At 64.5% G+C, this 17,533-nt stretch carries 18 protein-coding genes; 9 read left to right on the top strand and 9 right to left on the bottom strand.

Annotated features, from left to right (window positions below; genetic code table 11):
• Nucleotides 1-295: 295 nt before the first annotated feature.
• Both AB7F41_RS07170 and AB7F41_RS07165 read left to right on the top strand, forming a co-directional pair.
• Nucleotides 296-778, top strand: a complete 483-nt coding sequence (locus tag AB7F41_RS07170; protein WP_428384049.1) for an SH3 domain-containing protein — start codon at nucleotides 296-298, stop codon at nucleotides 776-778.
• A 71-nt stretch (nucleotides 779-849) separates the two neighbouring features.
• Nucleotides 850-1,779, top strand: a complete 930-nt coding sequence (locus tag AB7F41_RS07165) for an MBL fold metallo-hydrolase (RefSeq protein ID WP_428384098.1) — start codon at nucleotides 850-852, stop codon at nucleotides 1,777-1,779.
• Here the strand turns inward: AB7F41_RS07165 and AB7F41_RS07160 are convergent.
• From AB7F41_RS07160 to AB7F41_RS07140, 5 genes are all read right to left on the bottom strand, one after another.
• Complete coding sequence (locus tag AB7F41_RS07160) at nucleotides 1,776-2,108, bottom strand: FtsB family cell division protein (protein WP_428384051.1); 333 nt, start codon at nucleotides 2,106-2,108, stop codon at nucleotides 1,776-1,778. The two genes, AB7F41_RS07165 and AB7F41_RS07160, sit on opposite strands and share 4 nt — an antisense overlap.
• Before the next feature lie 34 nt (nucleotides 2,109-2,142).
• Entirely contained in the window at nucleotides 2,143-2,715 is a 573-nt protein-coding gene (locus tag AB7F41_RS07155) for a DUF2497 domain-containing protein (RefSeq protein WP_428384053.1), read from the bottom strand.
• Nucleotides 2,716-2,925: 210 nt separating this feature from the next.
• Nucleotides 2,926-4,395 carry a TolC family outer membrane protein gene (locus tag AB7F41_RS07150; protein WP_428384055.1) on the bottom strand — a complete coding sequence of 490 codons (1,470 nt, stop codon included), beginning with the start codon at nucleotides 4,393-4,395 and terminating at the stop codon, nucleotides 2,926-2,928.
• Nucleotides 4,396-4,509: 114 nt separating this feature from the next.
• Entirely contained in the window at nucleotides 4,510-5,214 is a 705-nt protein-coding gene (locus AB7F41_RS07145; RefSeq protein WP_428384057.1) for a protein-L-isoaspartate O-methyltransferase family protein, read from the bottom strand.
• Between the two features lie 78 nt (nucleotides 5,215-5,292).
• Nucleotides 5,293-5,775, bottom strand: coding sequence for an RrF2 family transcriptional regulator (locus AB7F41_RS07140; RefSeq protein WP_428384058.1), 483 nt, complete (start codon nucleotides 5,773-5,775; stop codon nucleotides 5,293-5,295).
• A 189-nt stretch (nucleotides 5,776-5,964) separates the two neighbouring features.
• On the opposite strand from AB7F41_RS07140, the gene AB7F41_RS07135 reads away from it, so the two are divergent.
• Together AB7F41_RS07135 and cysK are read left to right on the top strand one after the other, a co-directional pair.
• Nucleotides 5,965-6,759, top strand: a complete 795-nt coding sequence (locus AB7F41_RS07135) for a sulfite exporter TauE/SafE family protein (RefSeq protein WP_428384060.1) — start codon at nucleotides 5,965-5,967, stop codon at nucleotides 6,757-6,759.
• A 29-nt stretch (nucleotides 6,760-6,788) separates the two neighbouring features.
• Entirely contained in the window at nucleotides 6,789-7,772 is a 984-nt protein-coding gene (gene cysK, locus AB7F41_RS07130) for a cysteine synthase A (RefSeq protein ID WP_428384062.1), read from the top strand.
• Nucleotides 7,773-7,775: 3 nt separating this feature from the next.
• Here cysK and AB7F41_RS07125 read toward each other — a convergent pair whose 3' ends face one another.
• The 3 genes from AB7F41_RS07125 to AB7F41_RS07115 form a co-directional block, all read right to left on the bottom strand.
• Entirely contained in the window at nucleotides 7,776-9,818 is a 2,043-nt protein-coding gene (locus tag AB7F41_RS07125; RefSeq protein ID WP_428384064.1) for a pentapeptide repeat-containing protein, read from the bottom strand.
• A 107-nt stretch (nucleotides 9,819-9,925) separates the two neighbouring features.
• Nucleotides 9,926-10,339 carry a hypothetical protein gene (locus tag AB7F41_RS07120; protein ID WP_428384066.1) on the bottom strand — a complete coding sequence of 138 codons (414 nt, stop codon included), beginning with the start codon at nucleotides 10,337-10,339 and terminating at the stop codon, nucleotides 9,926-9,928.
• A 34-nt stretch (nucleotides 10,340-10,373) separates the two neighbouring features.
• Nucleotides 10,374-11,324: an aspartate carbamoyltransferase catalytic subunit gene (locus AB7F41_RS07115; RefSeq protein WP_428384068.1), complete on the bottom strand. Its 951-nt coding sequence runs from the start codon at nucleotides 11,322-11,324 to the stop codon at nucleotides 10,374-10,376.
• Between the two features lie 236 nt (nucleotides 11,325-11,560).
• Between AB7F41_RS07115 and nadA the strand changes: the two genes are divergently transcribed.
• The 5 genes from nadA to AB7F41_RS07090 all read left to right on the top strand — a co-directional run bounded on the left by nadA (nucleotide 11,561) and on the right by AB7F41_RS07090 (nucleotide 16,640).
• The gene (gene nadA / locus AB7F41_RS07110; protein WP_428384069.1) at nucleotides 11,561-12,691 is read left to right on the top strand and encodes a quinolinate synthase NadA; all 1,131 of its coding nucleotides are present in this window, start codon (nucleotides 11,561-11,563) and stop codon (nucleotides 12,689-12,691) included.
• A 36-nt stretch (nucleotides 12,692-12,727) separates the two neighbouring features.
• Nucleotides 12,728-13,348 (top strand): DUF4202 domain-containing protein, encoded by a 621-nt coding sequence (locus AB7F41_RS07105; protein WP_428384070.1) that lies wholly within the window; start codon nucleotides 12,728-12,730, stop codon nucleotides 13,346-13,348.
• A 6-nt stretch (nucleotides 13,349-13,354) separates the two neighbouring features.
• On the top strand, nucleotides 13,355-14,899 hold the full coding sequence (locus AB7F41_RS07100; protein WP_428384072.1) for an L-aspartate oxidase: 1,545 nt from the start codon (nucleotides 13,355-13,357) through the stop codon (nucleotides 14,897-14,899).
• The gene (gene nadC / locus AB7F41_RS07095; protein WP_428384074.1) at nucleotides 14,896-15,747 is read left to right on the top strand and encodes a carboxylating nicotinate-nucleotide diphosphorylase; all 852 of its coding nucleotides are present in this window, start codon (nucleotides 14,896-14,898) and stop codon (nucleotides 15,745-15,747) included. The genes AB7F41_RS07100 and nadC overlap by 4 nt, the downstream gene beginning before the upstream one ends.
• Before the next feature lie 182 nt (nucleotides 15,748-15,929).
• Nucleotides 15,930-16,640 carry a class I SAM-dependent methyltransferase gene (locus AB7F41_RS07090; protein ID WP_428406497.1) on the top strand — a complete coding sequence of 237 codons (711 nt, stop codon included), beginning with the start codon at nucleotides 15,930-15,932 and terminating at the stop codon, nucleotides 16,638-16,640.
• Here AB7F41_RS07090 and AB7F41_RS07085 read toward each other — a convergent pair.
• Nucleotides 16,634-17,518: a ChbG/HpnK family deacetylase gene (locus AB7F41_RS07085; protein ID WP_428384077.1), complete on the bottom strand. Its 885-nt coding sequence runs from the start codon at nucleotides 17,516-17,518 to the stop codon at nucleotides 16,634-16,636. The two genes, AB7F41_RS07090 and AB7F41_RS07085, sit on opposite strands and share 7 nt — an antisense overlap.
• Between the last annotated feature and the right edge of the window lie 15 nt (nucleotides 17,519-17,533).

Here is a 17,533-nt window from a genome sequence, read left to right as displayed (position 1 = left end):
GTGCGTTTCGAGTTCGCGCGTGACAGACTTGGCGGCTAGCGCCTTCCTTGAGGGCGAAGCCGCCACATTTTTGGTGCGCCGCGCCTTTGCTCTCCCGCGCGGGCGCGTCTGATAACTCTAATGGAATTTGATCCGCCGGCGCGTGGGCGTTTCGCTTTGCTAAAGCGGAACGGAGGAATATGAGTATGGATTTGAGAGGATTGCGGTCTTGGGCGGAACTGTTTCGCGTCCGTTCCGTTAGTCCTCGCAACCGGGCCTTCGTTCATGGCTCGGCTTTGAACGTGGGAGGATAGAAATGAAAAAAATTATCGGATTTGCGGCGGCCGCCGCCGTGCTGTTCGGCGCTTCGGCCTTCGCCAGCCCGCTGACCAGCGCCGCGAACGTGCGCTCCGGCCCCAGCCCGAAATGGCCCGTGATCGGCCAGCTGCCGGCTGGCACCGACGTTACGGTGCTTGATTGCGGCGGCGGCTGGAAGCGCGACTGGTGCCAGATTCAGGCGGGCGACATGAAAGGCTTCGTCGCCGCGGGCGTGCTCGGCACGCAAGGCAGAAACGTCGTCATCGCGCCGGTGACCACCAATAATGACGTCGCGATCTACAAAGGCCCGGGCGTCAATTACAAGATCATCGGCAGCATCCCCGAGAACACCACGGTCAACATCGGCGCCTGCGTTCCGGGCTGGGGCGAAACGACCTGGTGCCGGGTGAATTTTGGCGGGAAGAAAGGCTACGCTCTGCAATCCGAACTGCAGCGCGACGACTCTCTCTTCCCGATGTGATCTGCGAGGCGCGGCGCTGGACCATTCCGCCGCCGCGCCTCTCTTTTCGAGCGCGCCAGCGATCCCTTATGATGCGCTTGCGGCCGCTGGGCCGAAGCGAGGGCGCCGCCATTTCAGCCGAACCACCCGGAGTCGTTGCTGCGCGCGTCTCGCCGCTCACCCGGCGTGCGATCGCGCCCAATTCAGGCCCCTTCACCTATACGGGAACCTGCAGCTACGTGGTCGGCGCGGGCGACGTGGCGATCATCGATCCTGGACCTGACGACCCTCGTCATGTCGAAGCGCTGCTGGCGAGCGTCAGCGGCGAACGAGTGCGCTATGTGCTCGTCACCCACACCCATCGAGATCATTCGCCGGCCGCGCGAACGCTCAAGGAGGCGACCGGCGCCACGATCGCCGGATGCGCGTCCTATGCGCCTGCCGATTCGCATCCGCCAGGCGGCTTGAATCTCGACGCGGCGCATGACCGGAGCTACGCGCCGGATATCGCGCTGAACGACGGCGACGCGCTGCAAATTGGCGGCGCTACGCTCGTGGCGCTGGCGACCCCGGGCCATACGGCGAACCATCTTTGCTTTGCGCTCGCCGAAGAGCAGTCGCTCTTCACCGGCGACCATGTGATGGCCTGGGCGACGACCGTGATCGCGCCGCCGGACGGATCGATGACCGACTATCTGGCGTCGCTTGAACGGCTGCGCGCGCGTCGCGACCGCATCTATTGGCCGGGACATGGCGAGCCGGTGCAAGAGCCGCAACGCTATCTGCGCGCGCTGATCCATCACCGCCGCGCGCGCGAGACGGCGATTGTCCAGCGCCTCGACGCGGGCGACGAGACGATCGCTGAGATCGTGGCGCAGATTTACGAGAGCGTCGACAAGCGGCTCCATCCGGCCGCCGCCATGACGACGCTCGCCCACCTCACGGATCTGATCGCGCGCGGTCTGGTCGATTGTTCGGAAGCGCCCGGCCTGCAGGCGCGGTTCTGGCCGCGCCGGAGCTAGCGGCCGGCGCCGGACGCCGGCAACAAGATCACGACGTCGTTTTTGTGGTACCGGCCAAGCCGTTTGCGGGCTTCTTCATCAAGGATGTCGGCGTCGACCGTCGGACCTTTGATGAGCGCAAGACGGCTTTCCCAATGCATGCGTTGAAGCTTGAGAAGATTGCGCTCGAGACGCAATTGATCGAGCCTCTGTTCGTATTCCTCGCCGGTTTTCAAGCCGCGCTCGCCGTTCACGGCGTGCCAGATGAAATACGCAGCCGTGGAGCCCGCCACCGCATAGAGGCAGAGCGGGAGGATGAGCGCGCGCACGAGAACTCGAAGGCGATGCATGACGCCACCGTAGCCTGCACGCGTTTAAGCGCCGTTAAGGCTGAGGAGATTTTTGCGCCGAAGCGGACGGGTCGCCGCCCGCGGCCGTGATCCGCTCGATTTCGGCGCGCACCAGCCGCTTCACGACCGAAGACAGATTCTCGTCGAGCCACTGTCGCACCATCGGCCGCAGCGCTTCTTGCGCGTGCAGGTCGAGCATGTCGCTGAACGCTGAGTCGCCGAGCATCGCCTGAACCTGCGATTCGGAAGCCGGCGGCGGCTCTTCGCCCGGCGACGCGTCGTCAATGTCCAGATACTGAACGTCGCGTTCAGCCACGCCTTCAATCTCCGACGCCTCTGGCGCTTGCGCCTCGTCCTGCGTCTCAAGTTCAGTCGAGTCGGCGCCATACAGCAGCCGGACCTCGCGGAAGTCTTCGGTCTCGTCCGGCTCGGCGCGGGAGAGCGGCGGCTCGTCCTTGCGTCGCTCCAGCACCGGCGCCGAATAGGCGCTGCGCGCGAGCGCCGCCCCGATTTCGACGCGCCCGCGGCGGCGATCCTCGCGCCGCAGGCCCGGAGGCGCGTCATCATCGGCGATGATGCGCCGGATGGAGGCCAGAATTTCCTCCATCGACGGCTCGTTCGCGCGCGCTTCGTCCGCTAAGGGACGCGACGGGACGGTGGCGTTCGCTGCGCTCATGGAATTTCTGCCGCTTCGCGCGGAAAGCGCCGCGCATGAGGGTCGGACCGGATCTCTGACCGCGCCAAACCCGCGAATCAACTCGGTCCGAGAGAATTCCACACTTTTCGCGCTATGATGTCATCCGCATTCGCGGAATTCTTACCGCCCGTCAGGCGTGTCGAGGCCGAACCACTGATCATGCACCTGGTAGAGGTGGAGGCTGGGATCATAGATCGCGACGTTGAGATTGAGTTCGTGCGCAGAGAGGCGACCGATGGAGCCCAGCGCCGCGTACGACGCGACGACGCGATCGCGCTGCGACGTCACCAGATTGACCCGGGCGTTGAGCAGCGCCTGCTGCGCATTCAACACGTCTAAAGTCGTGCGCTGACCGACTTTCGCTTCTTCGCGCACGCCGGCGAGCGCCGTCTCGGCGGCCTTCACCGCGGCCTGCCCGGACACGATCGACGCCCTCGCCGTCTCGAGGAGGCCATAGCTCGACACGACGCTGGCGCGCACACTGTCGCGCTGCAGATCTGCATTCAGCCGCGCCTGCCCGAGCTGCTCCTTGGCCTGGCGGATCGAGGCGTATTCGGCGCCGCCCTGGTAGAGCGGCACGTTCAGGCGCCCCATCGCTGCGGCCGTGAATTGTCTCGACCCCGGAAGCCCGAGGAACGAATCGTATTGATTTGAAACCTCGCCGGTCACGGACAGCGACGGCAGCAGCGCGCCCTCGGCGACTTTGACCGCGAGCGCCGCCGCGTCCACCTGATGAAACGCCGCGGTGACGCCGGGATGCTCGACCAGCGCGATGGCGATCGCCTTCTCCATCGACTTCGGCAGCAGCGGCTCAAGACTGCGTCCCGGCTGCAGATGTTTCGGCTCGGCGCCGATGATCTGGCGATAATTCGCCATGCTCGTTTTGAGCTGCGCCTGTGCGGCGTAATATTCGGATCGGGCCAACGCGACCGAAGCTTCGGCCTGCGAGACGTCGGTTCGGGTCACCTCGCCGACTTGAAACCGGTCGCGCGTCTGCTTGAGCTGTTCATCGAGCACCGAGATGTTGTTTTTGCGCAGCGACACCACCGCCGTGTCGCGCAGCACATTCATGTAGGCGGTCGCGCCGTTCTGAAGAATCGCCTGTTCGGTCAGGCGCATGGTCGAGCGCGCGGCGAAGACGCCGGACTCGGCCTGACGCACCGAATTTTCCGTGCGGAACCCATCGAACAGCGTCTGCGACAGGTTCAGGGTCGTCCCGCGCGGATAGCCGACGTAGGTGTCCTGAAAATCGCCGCTGGAGCCCGACGCGGCGCCGGCTTGCTGGCTGGCGCTGCCGCCGAACGGAATCTTGATCGCCGCATATTGGGAGCCGGCCTGCGCGGCGATGCTGGCTTTCGGCCGGAGGCCGGCCTTTGCTTTCGGCGCGTCCTCGTCCCGCACGCGAACATTGGCGCGGCTCTGGTTGAGGTCAGGGTTTCCGTAATAGGCGCGCGCCAGAGCCGACAGCAGGCTCTCCGCGCTCGCCGGCGCTGGCGCGACGGCGACGAGCGCAAGCGCCGCTGAGGCCGATCCGAATGACAGGAATCTCGTCGACCGCCGCCGCCTGAGCCCACACCTGTCCGTTGTCATTGTCCTCAACCTATCTCGCGCGCCAACCCGCGCGCCACTCTCCAGCTGCGATGAGTCTCAACGATGACGCGCAGAACGCAACGCTAGGAACGCGATTGAGGCGAAATGGCGGCGCTACAGGCTGAAACACTCCGCCTTCTGAAAGCCTTCGAGAACCGGCGCGCTGACGGAGAACAGCGGCCGTTCGCCCGCCGCCCGGCCGTCCTGACGTTCGAAGCGAACCACCTGCTGGCCGGCGCCCGCCTCGGGGGTGACGATCGCCAGCAGGCGCCCGTCAGGCGCGAGCTGCTCAAAAAGCGTTTCGAGACCGGCCTGCGCACGGCCTTGAACAATGATCAGGTCGTAGGGCGCGCCGCCGGGAAAGCCCTTCTCCATCGGCCCCGTTTCAAACTGGACGTTGTCGCAGCCAAGCGCCTGCAGTCCCGCCTTGGCGCGCGCGGCGAGTTGGGGATCGCATTCGAGCGCGACGACTTTTTCGGCGAGACCCGACAGCAGCGCCGCGGAATAGCCGACCCCGCCGATGTCCAACACCCTGTCCTGCGCGCGAATGTCGGCGCCCTGGAGCATCCGCGCCAGAACGAGCGGCGGCAGCAGATGACGCTTGCGTCCGTCCGCGCCCGGCACGGTCGCCGCCATGTCCGAATAGGCGAGCGGCGCTTGCGACTCGGGCAGGAAAAGCTCTCGCGGCACGTTGAGGAAACGCTCGAGAAGGGGCACGTCGGTGACGTCGAACGGGCGGAGCTGGCGCTCGACCATGGTGTGGCGCAAAGTCGCTGTCGCCTCGGCCGCCTTCGTCACTTGCGCCACCTTGTCCAACATTAGATTTCCGGCCCGCGCCGGCCCCTTGAAGAAATGCTGCAGCGCAGGAATCCGCGCCGGCGTTTTATAGGAGCCGGGTCACGCCATGTCCATGGCTTGGCTTGCCGGCCCCTCGCCGACGAGCAGCCGAACGCCCTCGCCGCCTTGGCCCAATTGTCGCATTTGCTCAAGCGACGTGTTGTCGAGAACTTCGGCGATCGCCTCACGCGCCTGCAACATGACGAGGCGAACCGCACAGCGCGTTTCATCCGTACAGTCGTCGCATCGACGGTAAACGGTTTTGCTCGCGCATTGGATCGGGGCGAGTGGCCCGTCCAGAGCGCGCACGATGTTGCCGACGCCAATCTCCTCCGGCGGGCGCGCCAGCATGTAGCCGCCGCCCTTGCCCTTCTTCGAATGGACGAAGCCGGCGTTTCGCAGCTCGCCCAAGATGGCGTCGAGAAACTTTTTCGGAATCTGGTTCGCAGAGGCGATGTCGGCGATCAGCGCCGTTTCGCCTGGCCGCACCCCTGCGAGGTGAACCATGGCCTTCAAACCATATTTGGCTTTTTTTGTCAGCATTCCTCAACCTTGGGACTCAGGCGGCCGGGCGCGCGATTCCCTGCTGGCGAGCATTCTACCGCATCTCGGACGGCATTTTTCACCTTTTCAAAATTCATGGAGGCGACGGGTTTGCGCTCCAGATTTGACATAATCGACCAGTTTTATAGACTAATGTCGTTCTTGCCGAAGTGACAAGGGAATGACCGCATGTTGGACGCATTGAACGCGGTGAATCCGCTTTATTCCTTTTCCGGCTTCGTTGTCGGCGCCCTTGTCGGGTTTACCGGCGTCGGCGGCGGCGCGTTGATGACGCCGATTTTGATGCTGGTGTTCGGCGTCGCGCCGACGACCGCCGTCGGCACCGACCTGCTCTACGCCGCCATCACCAAGACCAATGGGACGCTGGTCCATGCGTTCCACGGGACCGTCGACTGGCGCATCACGCGCCGGTTGGCGTACGGCAGCGTGCCTGCGAGCCTGGCCAGCCTGCTCATCCTTTCCTGGCTCGGCAAATCGGGCGGCCACGCCGCCAATGGCGTGATCACTTCCGCACTGGGCATTGCGCTGCTGCTCACCGCCGGATCGATTCTGTTTCGCCGATGGCTCCTCGACCATATTGCGAGACACACCAACGATATGAGCGACAGGCGCCTGCTGTGGTTGACCGCGATCCTTGGCGCTTTTCTCGGCGTGCTGGTGTCGATCACCTCGGTCGGCGCCGGGGCGATCGGCATGACCGTGCTGCTGGCGCTTTATTCGCACACGCCGACCGCGCGCCTCGTCGGCTCCGACATCGCGCACGCCGTGCCGCTGACGCTCATCGCCGGCCTGGGACATTGGCTGATGGGCGGCGTCGACTGGCTGCTCCTGCTGTCGCTCCTCATCGGGTCCATTCCCGGCATCGCCATTGGCGCCCATTTTGCCGCGCGCGTTCCCGACCGTTACTTGCGGCCGGCTTTGGCGAGCGTCATGGCTCTGGTCGGAATCAAACTGTCGATATAGACCTAAACAACTTCCCTGGGGGGCGAGACATGTCGCAGGCATCACCGAGCTTCACGCCGCCGGCCAAACCCGGCCGAGGACGCATCTATGACTCGATCACGCAGACGATTGGCGATACGCCGCTTGTCCGGCTCGATCGGCTGACGCAGGCGCGCGGCGCAAAGGCGAATCTGCTCGCCAAGCTCGAATTCTTCAACCCGATCGCGAGCGTCAAGGACCGCATCGGCGTCAGCATGATCGAGTCGCTCGAAAAGAGCGGCAAGATCACGCCGGGCAAATCGGTGCTGATCGAACCGACCTCCGGAAACACCGGCATCGCCCTCGCCTTCGTCGCCGCGGCGCGCGGCTATCGACTCATTCTTGTCATGCCGGAGTCGATGTCGCTCGAGCGACGGAAGATGCTGGCGCTGCTCGGCGCCGAACTGGTGCTCACGCCGGCGTCGCAGGGCATGAAGGGCGCGCTAGCCAAGGCCAGTGAACTCGCCGCCGAAAATCCCGACGCCGTCATTCCCCAGCAATTCGAGAATCCGGCCAATCCCGACATTCACCGCGCGACGACCGCGGAAGAGATCTGGAACGACACCAACGGCGAAGTGGACTATTTCGTTTCGGGCGTCGGCACCGGCGGCACGATCACCGGCGTCGGACAGGCGCTCAAGGCGCGCCGGCCCGGATTGCGCGTCGTCGCCGTGGAGCCGGAAGATTCCGCGGTGCTGTCCGGACGTCCTCCGGGTCCGCACAAGATTCAGGGCATCGGCGCAGGCTTCGTGCCGCCCATTCTCGATCGCGGCGTCATCGACGAGATCATCACCATCGGCAATCAGACGGCCTTCGAGACGGCGCGTCTGCTCGCGCGCGTGGAGGGAATCCCTGTCGGCATCTCGTCAGGGGCCGCCGTCGCCGCCGCGCTGGAGATCGCCGGCCGCCCGGAAGCCGCCGGCAAGAATATCGTGTTGATCATCCCCTCCTTCGCCGAACGCTATCTTTCGACGGCGCTGTTCGAGGGGCTTTAACCGTCACGGCGCGGGCGGGCATTGATAGGCGAAGCCCGCCTTCGCCATGCCGGCCTTGCATGAGTCGGACAGATAAAGCTTGATCGCGTTGGCGCAGTCGTCCTCGAGTTTGTTCGAGCCGTCGAGCGAGGCGAGCTTTCGCGCAAATTCAAGATCAAGGATGAAATTTGAGACCATACGCCGGCGGTCACGCTCGCGTTTTGCCGGCGGGTCGCTGATGACGATCACGTTGGAGCGCGGCTCTTCGTGACGGCATTGGATAGACACATTTTCGAGCCGTAGCTTTTCGATCGAGGTCTCGGTGTCATCTCCTTCTTTCCGGCTACTATCCGACACCTCTAACCTGACGTTGCGCACCGTCGCGCCATCGAGGCGCCCGCCTGTGCGCGAGAGATAAACGTTTCGTTCGCGAGCGCCAGCCTTTCCGAAAATCGAGACATTCGATGCATCGGAGTTGAAAATCGAAAGCTCCCCGGCGAAATCCTCGAACTTTGCGCCGCGCGCGGAAACGCCCGATAGGCGCAAACGTGAACCTTCTTCAAGGTTTACGAGCGTCGCTCGATCGAGAACTGTTTCGTGGAACGCTGGAGGATGTTTTACCCAAGCGAAGTCGATTCTCGCATCGGCGAAATTAGCGTCAGAAACCTGCCTACCAAGAGTGCCAGCTCTAAGGACGAGCGGCTTTTCATTCGGGCATGCCTGCTTGGGAATGAGCGCAAATGTCGAGGCGTCGAAGCGCTCGGGAAGACGCGTTGCGCAATCGACAGAAGCGTTTTTCAAATCCGCGCTGGACAGGTCCGCGCGCGACAGATCGGCGCCGCGCAAATCGGCGCTATGGAGATTGGCGCCGCGAAGCGACGTTCCGTCGAACGTCGCCTCCCGCAAATTCGCGTCGGAAAGATTGGCTCGGTCGAGCTTCGTCCCGACCAGCCTCGCGGCGCGCAGGTCGGCGTGTCGCAGATCCGCGTCTTCCAAGTTGGCGCGGGAAAGATCGGCGCGTGTCAGCCGGGCGTCGAAGAGGGACGCCTGCGGCGCCTCGAAGCCGCGAAGATCGGCGCCGGCGAAGGCGCAAGAGTAGCAAGTGAACTCTCGGGCCTCGACGCCCGACAGATCGGCAGCGTTGAATTCGACCGAATAAAAAAACGCCTTATTCAATCGGGCGCCGACGAAATCGCCGCCCTCGAAGCCGACATTGGCGAAGCGCGCGCCGGTGAAATCCGAGCCGTGCCCATTGAAATTAGAGCGGAAGAGGACTTGGCTCAAAATACTGTTTGAGAGGTCGGAGCGGCTGAAATCGTTGCGGCCGTCGGAAGATAAGTAGCCGGTTCTGCCGCTTTCAGGTGTCTTCTTACTCGCCTGTCCCATCTTTATTTCAAGCAATTCTATACGCGCTCTCAGCGTGCGCGACTCCCATGCCTGGTGTTTCGCGGCGTTCGCTTGCTTGGGCTTTCCAGCCGCCGTGAGCGCTTCCGCGAGACGCAGCTGCGCCAACGGATTATCGGGCCAGCGGCGCGCGACCTCCTTCGCGAGCGGAAGAGCGAGCGCAGGTTCCTTCCAGTAGAGAAAATGAGCGAGGAGCGCGAGCTGCGCGTCGGCGTCGTCCGGCGCGGCGCGCGCTTTCGCGTCCAGAGCTTCGCGCTCGGCGGCGAATTTCTCGACCACCGACGCCGACACGCCGTCGAAACAGATGGGCCATGAATAGAGGGCCGCACGCGCGCGCTTGAGCAGATTCAAAGGCGCCTTTTGCTCTGTCGCGCCGATTTCGGGAATGGACGTCGCGCAGGTGCTGTCGCCGCCGAATTCGACATCGAGACGCGCGCCGGTGTTCGCGCCTTTCCAGCCCCGGGTGACCCTGACGGTCGCGATTTTGTAGGAACGGTCGGACCCCGGCCGCAGCTTCTCGACGACGAAATCGGCGACGACATCCGCTTGGCGCAGATTTCCCGCCCCGTCCTTCACGATCGGCGAGGGGCAGGAGCAGGCGCGCGCCGATGGCGCAGCCAGCAACAGGAGGAGAAACGCGATAGCTCTATAAAAATACGTCATGGCGCCGCTCAAAACGACGGCAGCCTACAGGGCAAAGCTCCAACGCCGCAAGCATCGCGGCGGACCGCCGATAGGCGATCCCCGCTCACCCGCGGCGCGCGCATTCCTCAGGCTTTAGAGGAGCGGTTTCTGTTGCGCTTCTGCGGCGGCTTCGCCGCAGGGCTCGGCTTTGCCGCGGGGCTCGGCGTCGCCTGGGCGATCTTGCGGCGATTCATCGCCTGACGCGCATAGGCGCCCGTGACATAGCCGACGGCGACGATGATGACATAGACGATCACCAGGAAGCCGCCCCGCTGATTGGCGGACGCCGCCCGCTCCAGAAGACTGACGACTTCCGATTGATCGATGAATTTGTCGGCGACGACGCCGCAGATCACGCCGACGATCGGCACGAGCCAGGATGGCAGCCGGAAATATCCGAGCGCCGCCGCCAAGAGAAACGCGACCAGCCCGAAAAAGTGCAGAAACTCGATCAAGATCGACTGCATGATCAGTCCAACGAAGCGGACGAGCTTGAGCATTTTACTCCCCTGAGATCATTGATTTTCGAGAAGCTTACACATTCGGCAGATGCTGCGCGAGCGCTTCCAGCACCGCCATGCGCACCGCGACGCCCATCTCGACCTGTTCGCGAATGAGCGAGCGCGCGCTGTCGGCGACGGCGGTGTCGATCTCGACGCCGCGGTTCATCGGCCCCGGATGCATCACCAGGGCGTCCGGCGCGGCGCAGGCGAGCTTCTCCTCGTCGAGCCCGAAGAAGTGGAAATATTCGCGCGCGCTCGGCGTCAGCGCGCCCGCCATGCGCTCGCGCTGGATGCGCAGCATCATGACGATGTCGGCGTCCTCCAGTCCGCGCTTCATGTCGTGAAACACCTCGACCCCCAGCCGCGACAGGCTGTCCGGCGCGAGCGTCGACGGCCCGACGACGCGCACCCGCGCGCCCAGCGCGCCGAGCAGCAGGATGTTGGACCGGGCGACGCGCGAATGGAGAACGTCGCCGCAGATCGCCACCGTCAGCCCCTCGATGCGGCCCTTGTTGCGCCGGATCGTCAGCGCGTCGAGCAGCGCCTGGGTGGGATGTTCATGCGCGCCATCGCCGGCGTTGACGACGGAACAGTCGACCTTGCGCGCCAGAAGATGCGCCGCGCCCGCATGCGCATGGCGGACGACGATGATGTCCGGACGCATCGCATTGAGCGTCACGGCCGTGTCGATCAGCGTCTCGCCCTTCGATTCCGAAGAACGCGCGACGGACATGTTCATGACGTCCGCGCCCAGACGCTTGCCGGCGATTTCGAAGGACGCCTGCGTGCGCGTCGACGGTTCGTAAAACAAGTTGATTTGGGTGCGACCGCGCAGATTTGAGCGCTTCTTGTCGATTCGCCGGGACACTTCGACCGCCTCCTCGGCCATGTCGAGAAGCGCCTCGATATCGGGACGCTTGAGCCCCTCGATGCCGAGCAGATGCCGGTGCGGGAAAGTAGCCTGCGACGCCCCTGTTTGCATGCGCCGTCTATAGCAGCTTTGTCCGGAGCGAACAGCGGCATGTCGGCCAAAGGCCGAAGAGCGCTGTTTCCCTTGACATAACCTCGTGACGAGCACATGTCATGCGTGACGAAGCTTGCGGGTTCTTGAACGGCGGCTTAGTCTTGGCGGCTTGAGCGCTCCGAGCGGGGATCCGTCTCGGAGATTTTATGGGGCCTACTTATACTCATCTTGAGTATAATCCCCTGGGGTGGACGATGACTCACTTGATCGCCGATGTGCGCAACCGACCGAGCGCGACGCGCGAGCGTCCTGCAACCGTTCGTGCTGCAAATGCGCGTCCTGCAGCCGCTCTTGGCGTCGGCCCCGACGGCCGCTTCCCGGCGCTTGCCCGGCCTGCGCTGGAATGGACGCCCGAAGTTCAGGCGGCGACCGCACATCTGTATGAGCGGGTGGCGAGAGTGATTCCGCCCGTCGAATGGCCGTTCCATGCGCCTTACGTCAAGGCGATCAATGATCTCAAACATGTGCGCAACGCCACCATCCTCGCGCACAACTACATGACGCCGGAAATCTATCATTGCGTCGCCGACCATATCGGCGACAGCCTGCAGCTCGCAAAGCTCGCCGCGCAATCAGACGCCGAGATCATCGTTCAGGGCGGCGTGCATTTCATGGCGGAAACGTCGAAGCTGCTCAATCCGGACAAGGTGGTGCTCATGCCCGACCTGAAGGCCGGCTGCTCGCTCGCCGAGTCGATCACGGGCGCCGACGTGCGCGCGCTGCGCAAGCAATATCCCGGCGTTCCCATCGTCGCCTATGTCAACACGTCAGCCGACGTGAAGGCTGAGGTCGACATCTGCTGCACTTCGTCGAACGCCGTGAAAGTCGTCGAAAGCCTTGGCGCCGAACGCGTGATCATGGTTCCCGATCGCTATCTGGCGCAGAATGTCGCCGCGCAGACAAAAGTGAAGATCATCGCCTGGCGCGGCGCCTGCGAAGTGCATGAGCGCTTCACCGCCGAAGAGATCGAGAGCTATCGCGCCGATCACCCCGGCGTGCAGGTGCTTGCGCATCCGGAATGTCCGCGCGAAGTGGTGGAAGTCGCCGATTTCGCCGGCTCGACCGCGGCGATGATCGACTTCGTGCGCAGCCGGAAGCCGGCCCGCGTGCTGCTCGTCACCGAATGTTCGATGGCCGACAATGTCGCAGCCGAAACGCCGGACGTCGAATTCGTGCGGCCTTGCAACTTCTGCCCGCACATGAAGCGGATCACGCTGCCGAAAATCCTCGACAGCCTGCTTTACGTCCGCGAGGAAGTCACCGTCGACCCTGCGTTGGCCGAGCGCGCGCGCCGCAGCGTGCAACGTATGATCGATCTGGGTTAAACTGCGCCTTCCCTCGGCCTTGAACAGGGCGGATACATGCCGGCGCTCGATGCGACGATTGCGGCCATCGACGCCGCCAATGCCGACGACCCCCGCCGGAACGACGGCCGGGCCTTTGAGCTGGTCTACGCCGAGCGCATGAGCGCGCGTCTGGCCGAGCTCTATCCGGACGCCTCCGATCTCCTCAAGATCGCGACGCGGGCGCAACACCTGCGCCGCTGGGAGATCGAGCGCGCGACATATGAGGACGGACGTCGCGGCTACAACGACTGGCGGCGCGCCTGCCGCATCCATCACGCCGATCTCGCCGCTGAGATCATGCGCGCGAATGGCTATGACGCGCCGGCGGTCGCGCATGTCGGCGCGCTGATCCGCAAGGAGCAGCTCAAGAAAGACCCTGAGTCGCAGGCGCTGGAAAATATCGCGGCCATCGTCTTCCTCGAACATTACTTCGACGATTTCCTCGAAAAGCACCGGGACTACGCCGACGGCAAGCTCGTCGACATTCTCGGCAAGACGCTGTGCAAAATGTCGCCCAAGGGCCATGCGGCGGCGCTCGCCCTGCCCTTGCCGCCGCGCGCGCGCAGCCTGGTCGAAGCGGCGATCGCCCGCGAAGCCCAAGCGCTTGCCCGGCTCGCCGCGGTCGCTGTCGACTAGTCGTCGATGCCGGAAGATCCGTCTCCCATCATCATCGTCGGCGCCGGCCTCGCCGGCGTGTTCTGCGCGCTCAAACTGGCGCCGACGCCGGTCGCGATCTTCGCGCCGACTCCGATCGGATATAGCGGCGCGTCGTTTTGGGCGCAGGGCGGCATCGCCGCCGCCGTCGAAGAAGGCGACACGCCGGAAAACCACGCGAATGACACGGTGAACGCGGGCGGCGGAATCGTCGAACGCGACATCGCGCTCGACATGGCGCGCGAAGCCCGCGCGCGCGTCGAAGATCTCGCGGCGATGGGAACGCCGTTCGATCGATCGGCGCTCGGCGGCTTTCTGCCGTCGCAGGAGGCGGCGCATTCGCGTCGTCGCATCGTGCGCGTTCAAGGCGACGTCGCCGGGCGCGCGATCATGGACACCTTGGCGAAGGAAGTCGCCAGAACCCCGTCGATCCGCGTCCTTGATGGCTATTCGGCGCAGGAGATCATGATGGCCGGCGGCCGCGCGGTCGGCGTCCGCGCCCGCGACAACGCCGGCGTGATCCACGAGACTCCGTGCGCGGCGCTGATCCTCGCGACGGGCGGGATCGGCCATCTCTACCGGGTCACCACCAATCCGCTGGAGGCGCGTGGAATAGGCGTGGCGATGGCGGCGCGCGCCGGCGCCTTGATCGCCGATGCGGAATTCGTTCAGTTTCATCCGACCGCGATCGACATCGACGCCGATCCGGCGCCGCTCGCGACCGAAGCGCTGCGCGGCGAAGGCGCGACGATCATTGATCGCGACGGTCGACGCTTTCTGCTTGATATTGATCCGAACGGCGAGCTTGCGCCGCGCGATACGGTCGCGCGCGGAGTCTTCGCCAGCATACAGGCCGGAAAGGGCGCGTTTCTCGATGCGCGTTCCGCCATCGGCGGGGAATTCCCGACGCGCTTTCCGACGGTGTACGGAAGCTGCTTGAGCGCCGGAATCGATCCCTCGCGCGAACTCATTCCGATCGCGCCGGCGGCGCACTACCATATGGGCGGCGTCTTGACCGACGCGCGCGGCCGCACCAGCGTCGATGGCCTGTGGGCGATCGGCGAAGTCGCTTCGACAGGCGTGCACGGCGCGAACAGGCTGGCGTCCAATTCCCTGCTGGAAGCGATCGTTTTCGGCGCCCGGGTCGCTGCGGACATTCAGTCGACGCCGCTCTCTCCCGTGGAACGGCGGCCGAAGGCGGTCGGGATCGAGCCGATACCTCGCAATCAGGATTTTGCGATGATCGAGGAGCTGCGCGATCTGATGTCGGCGAATGTCGGGGTCGTCCGCGACGGCGCCGGGCTCGCCGTCGCTGTAAGGTCGATCCGGCGCATGCTTTCGCGGACGACGGACATCGAGGCGCGCAACATGTTAACGACAGGTCTCATCGTCGCGGCGACGGCGCTTGAGAGGCGCGAAAGTCGCGGCGCGCATTTTCGTTCGGATTTTCCGCAGTCCGACCCAGCCTTCGCGCGCCGCTCGCGCGCCACGCTCGAGTCCGTGCTGCGCGTCGCCAATGAGGTTGAGGCGTGAGATCAGATTTGCCGCCGATACTGATCGAGGAGACGGTCCGCGCGGCGCTCGCCGAAGATCTGGGCCGCGCCGGCGACATCACGACTCAGGCGACGATCCCCCGGAGCGCCCGCGCGCGGGCGGCGATGATCGCGCGCGACCCGGGCGTCGTCGCCGGACTTGCTGTGGCGCGCGCCGCCTTCACGCTGATGAACCGGGAGATCATGTTCGAGGCCGAGGCCGTCGACGGCGCCCACATTGCGCCGGGCGAGGTGGCGGCCATCGTTTCCGGCCCCGCCCGCTCGATTCTTACTGCTGAGCGCGTCGCGCTAAATTTTCTCGGCCAACTGTCGGGAATCGCGTCGCTCACGGCGCGTTATGTCAGCGCGGTGGCCGAAACGTCGGCGCGCATCTGCGACACGCGCAAGACCACGCCTTTGCTGCGCGCCATGGAGAAATACGCCGTGCGCTGCGGCGGCGGCGTCAACCACCGCTTCGGCCTGGACGACGCCGTGCTCATCAAGGACAATCACATCACCGTCGCCGGCGGCGTCGTCCCAGCGCTCAGAGCGGCCAAAGCGCGCGTCGGCCATCTCGTCAAGATCGAGATCGAGGTCGATACGCTCGACCAGTTGCGCGAGGTCCTCGACGAGGGGGCGGACGCCGTGCTCCTCGACAATATGACGCTCGACGAGCTGCGCGGCGCCGTGGCGCTGATCGGCGGCCGCATGATCTGCGAAGCCTCGGGCGGCGTGACGCTCGCGACCGTCGCCGAGATCGCAAAGACCGGCGTCGATCTGATTTCCGTCGGCGCGCTGACGCACTCCCCGCCGGTCTTCGATTTCGGCTTGGACATGGAAATCAAATGATTTTCGCTTACCGCCAAGCTTGATCGCCGCGCCGCGCCCAGCCGCTTTCATGGCGTCGCTGGCGCTGATATAAACCGGCGACATTTCGCCAGTTGAGAGCTGTCAGGACCATGCCTTCGTCTTTCGTGCAGAAGCTGATCAATCGAGCGCGGCGAAGGCTTTGGAGCTCGCCCATCGCGTCAATGCCGTCGGCGCTGCGGGCCGAGGCCGTGCGCGACAAGAGTCTCGCCGCCGAAATCGGCGATTATGAGCGCTCCGTGGGCTTCGCCCACAGCGCGGGATCGATGCCGCTGCGCACCCTGTTGCGCATCGAACGGCTGCTGACCGGAACGGAAATCTTTTCGGCCGAGACGGGCTGCGGCAAGTCCACGATCTTTCTTTCGCGCATCGCCGAACGACACAAGGCGTTCTGCTACGACGACCGCGGGCAGCAAGCGTCGAGCGTCGACTATTTCATGAATTGTCCGGCGACTCGGCAGGATCGGCTCGATCTTGTTTTCGGCCCGACTCAGCTCACGCTGCCGTTCTATGAAGATCACCTTCCCTATGACTTAATTCTGATCGATGGCCCGCATGGCTTTCCGTTTCCGGAACTCGAATATTACTATTTCTACCCGCATCTGAAGACGGACGGGCTGCTCGTCGTCGACGACATTCACATTCCGACCATCAGCCGGCTCGCCGATTTCATCAGCGAGGACCGCATGTTCGAGAAGGTGGAATTCGTCGGCTCGACCGCGATCTTCCGCAGAACCGACGCGCCGGTCTTCGATCCGCTGGGCGACGGCTGGTGGCTTCAGGACTTCAACCGCCGCCGCGCGTCCTTCCTGAAGGACATCTATTTGAAGGATGGCAAGAAACGAACGCCGATCTCCTTCGAAGGGATCTACTGAGCGGCCGCTGGCGCGGCGGCGAACTTCCGATACGCCTGCGACAGTCGGCTCAATCGCAGGCCGCGTTTCTCCAGCATCTCCGGCATCCGGGGCGACAGCAGAAAGGCGAGCTCCTGCTCGCGCGTGATCGTCACCGGATCGAGTTTGCGCAGGTCTTCGTCGACGTGGCCCGGATGGCACATGATGAGATGCCGGCGGCCCGGCGCGCGAAGATAGCTTTGAAAGATTCTCGCGTAATCGAAGCTCGGATGAAAGTTCGAAAATCCGGCGAAGCCATCGTTGACGGCGAAGCCGCGATAGCGCGCCTCCCGCCGGAAACCGCTGGCCAGCGAAAGCACGGAGAGCGCCTTTCGGGCGTTGGCGCCGCGTACGAGAATGCGGTGCATGCCGTCTCCAGCGTCGCGAATCCATGTCCGGCCCGCGAGCCGGCGCGCGGACATGGCGTCAAGCAACGCCGTCCTGATTCCGGGAAGGACGTGGACATGCTGGTGGCCGTCGACATGATCCGGGGGACGATCCATCACCGCTTCGAACCGGTCGAACTGCCGATCGAGCTCCGCGCGGATTTCGTCCAACGGCAGGCGCCCGCCATAGGCCATTCGGATCACCTGAGACAGCGGCGGGAACTCCCCATTCGGCGCGAACTTCGGCATCGATGAGAGAGGCCGTCCGAGGGTGAGGTTGAAATGCAGGCCGATATCGGCGTCTCCGCCGCGGCGAAACAGCTCCAGACCCAAAGCGGGCCAGCGGGGACCATTGACCAGGGCCGAAACCGCCGTAAGCCGCCCCGCGTCGAGCGCTTCCAGAATGCCGGCGCTGACCCCGTAAGACAGGCCGTAATCGTCTGCGCAGAGCGCTACAATCTGGTTCTCAGCCATCCGCCCGCTCCCGCT

It is taken from the genome of Methylocystis sp., assembly GCF_050251305.1.
Taxonomy (GTDB): Bacteria; Pseudomonadota; Alphaproteobacteria; order Rhizobiales; family Beijerinckiaceae; genus Methylocystis.
This window is presented reverse-complemented; position numbering and strand designations above follow the sequence as displayed.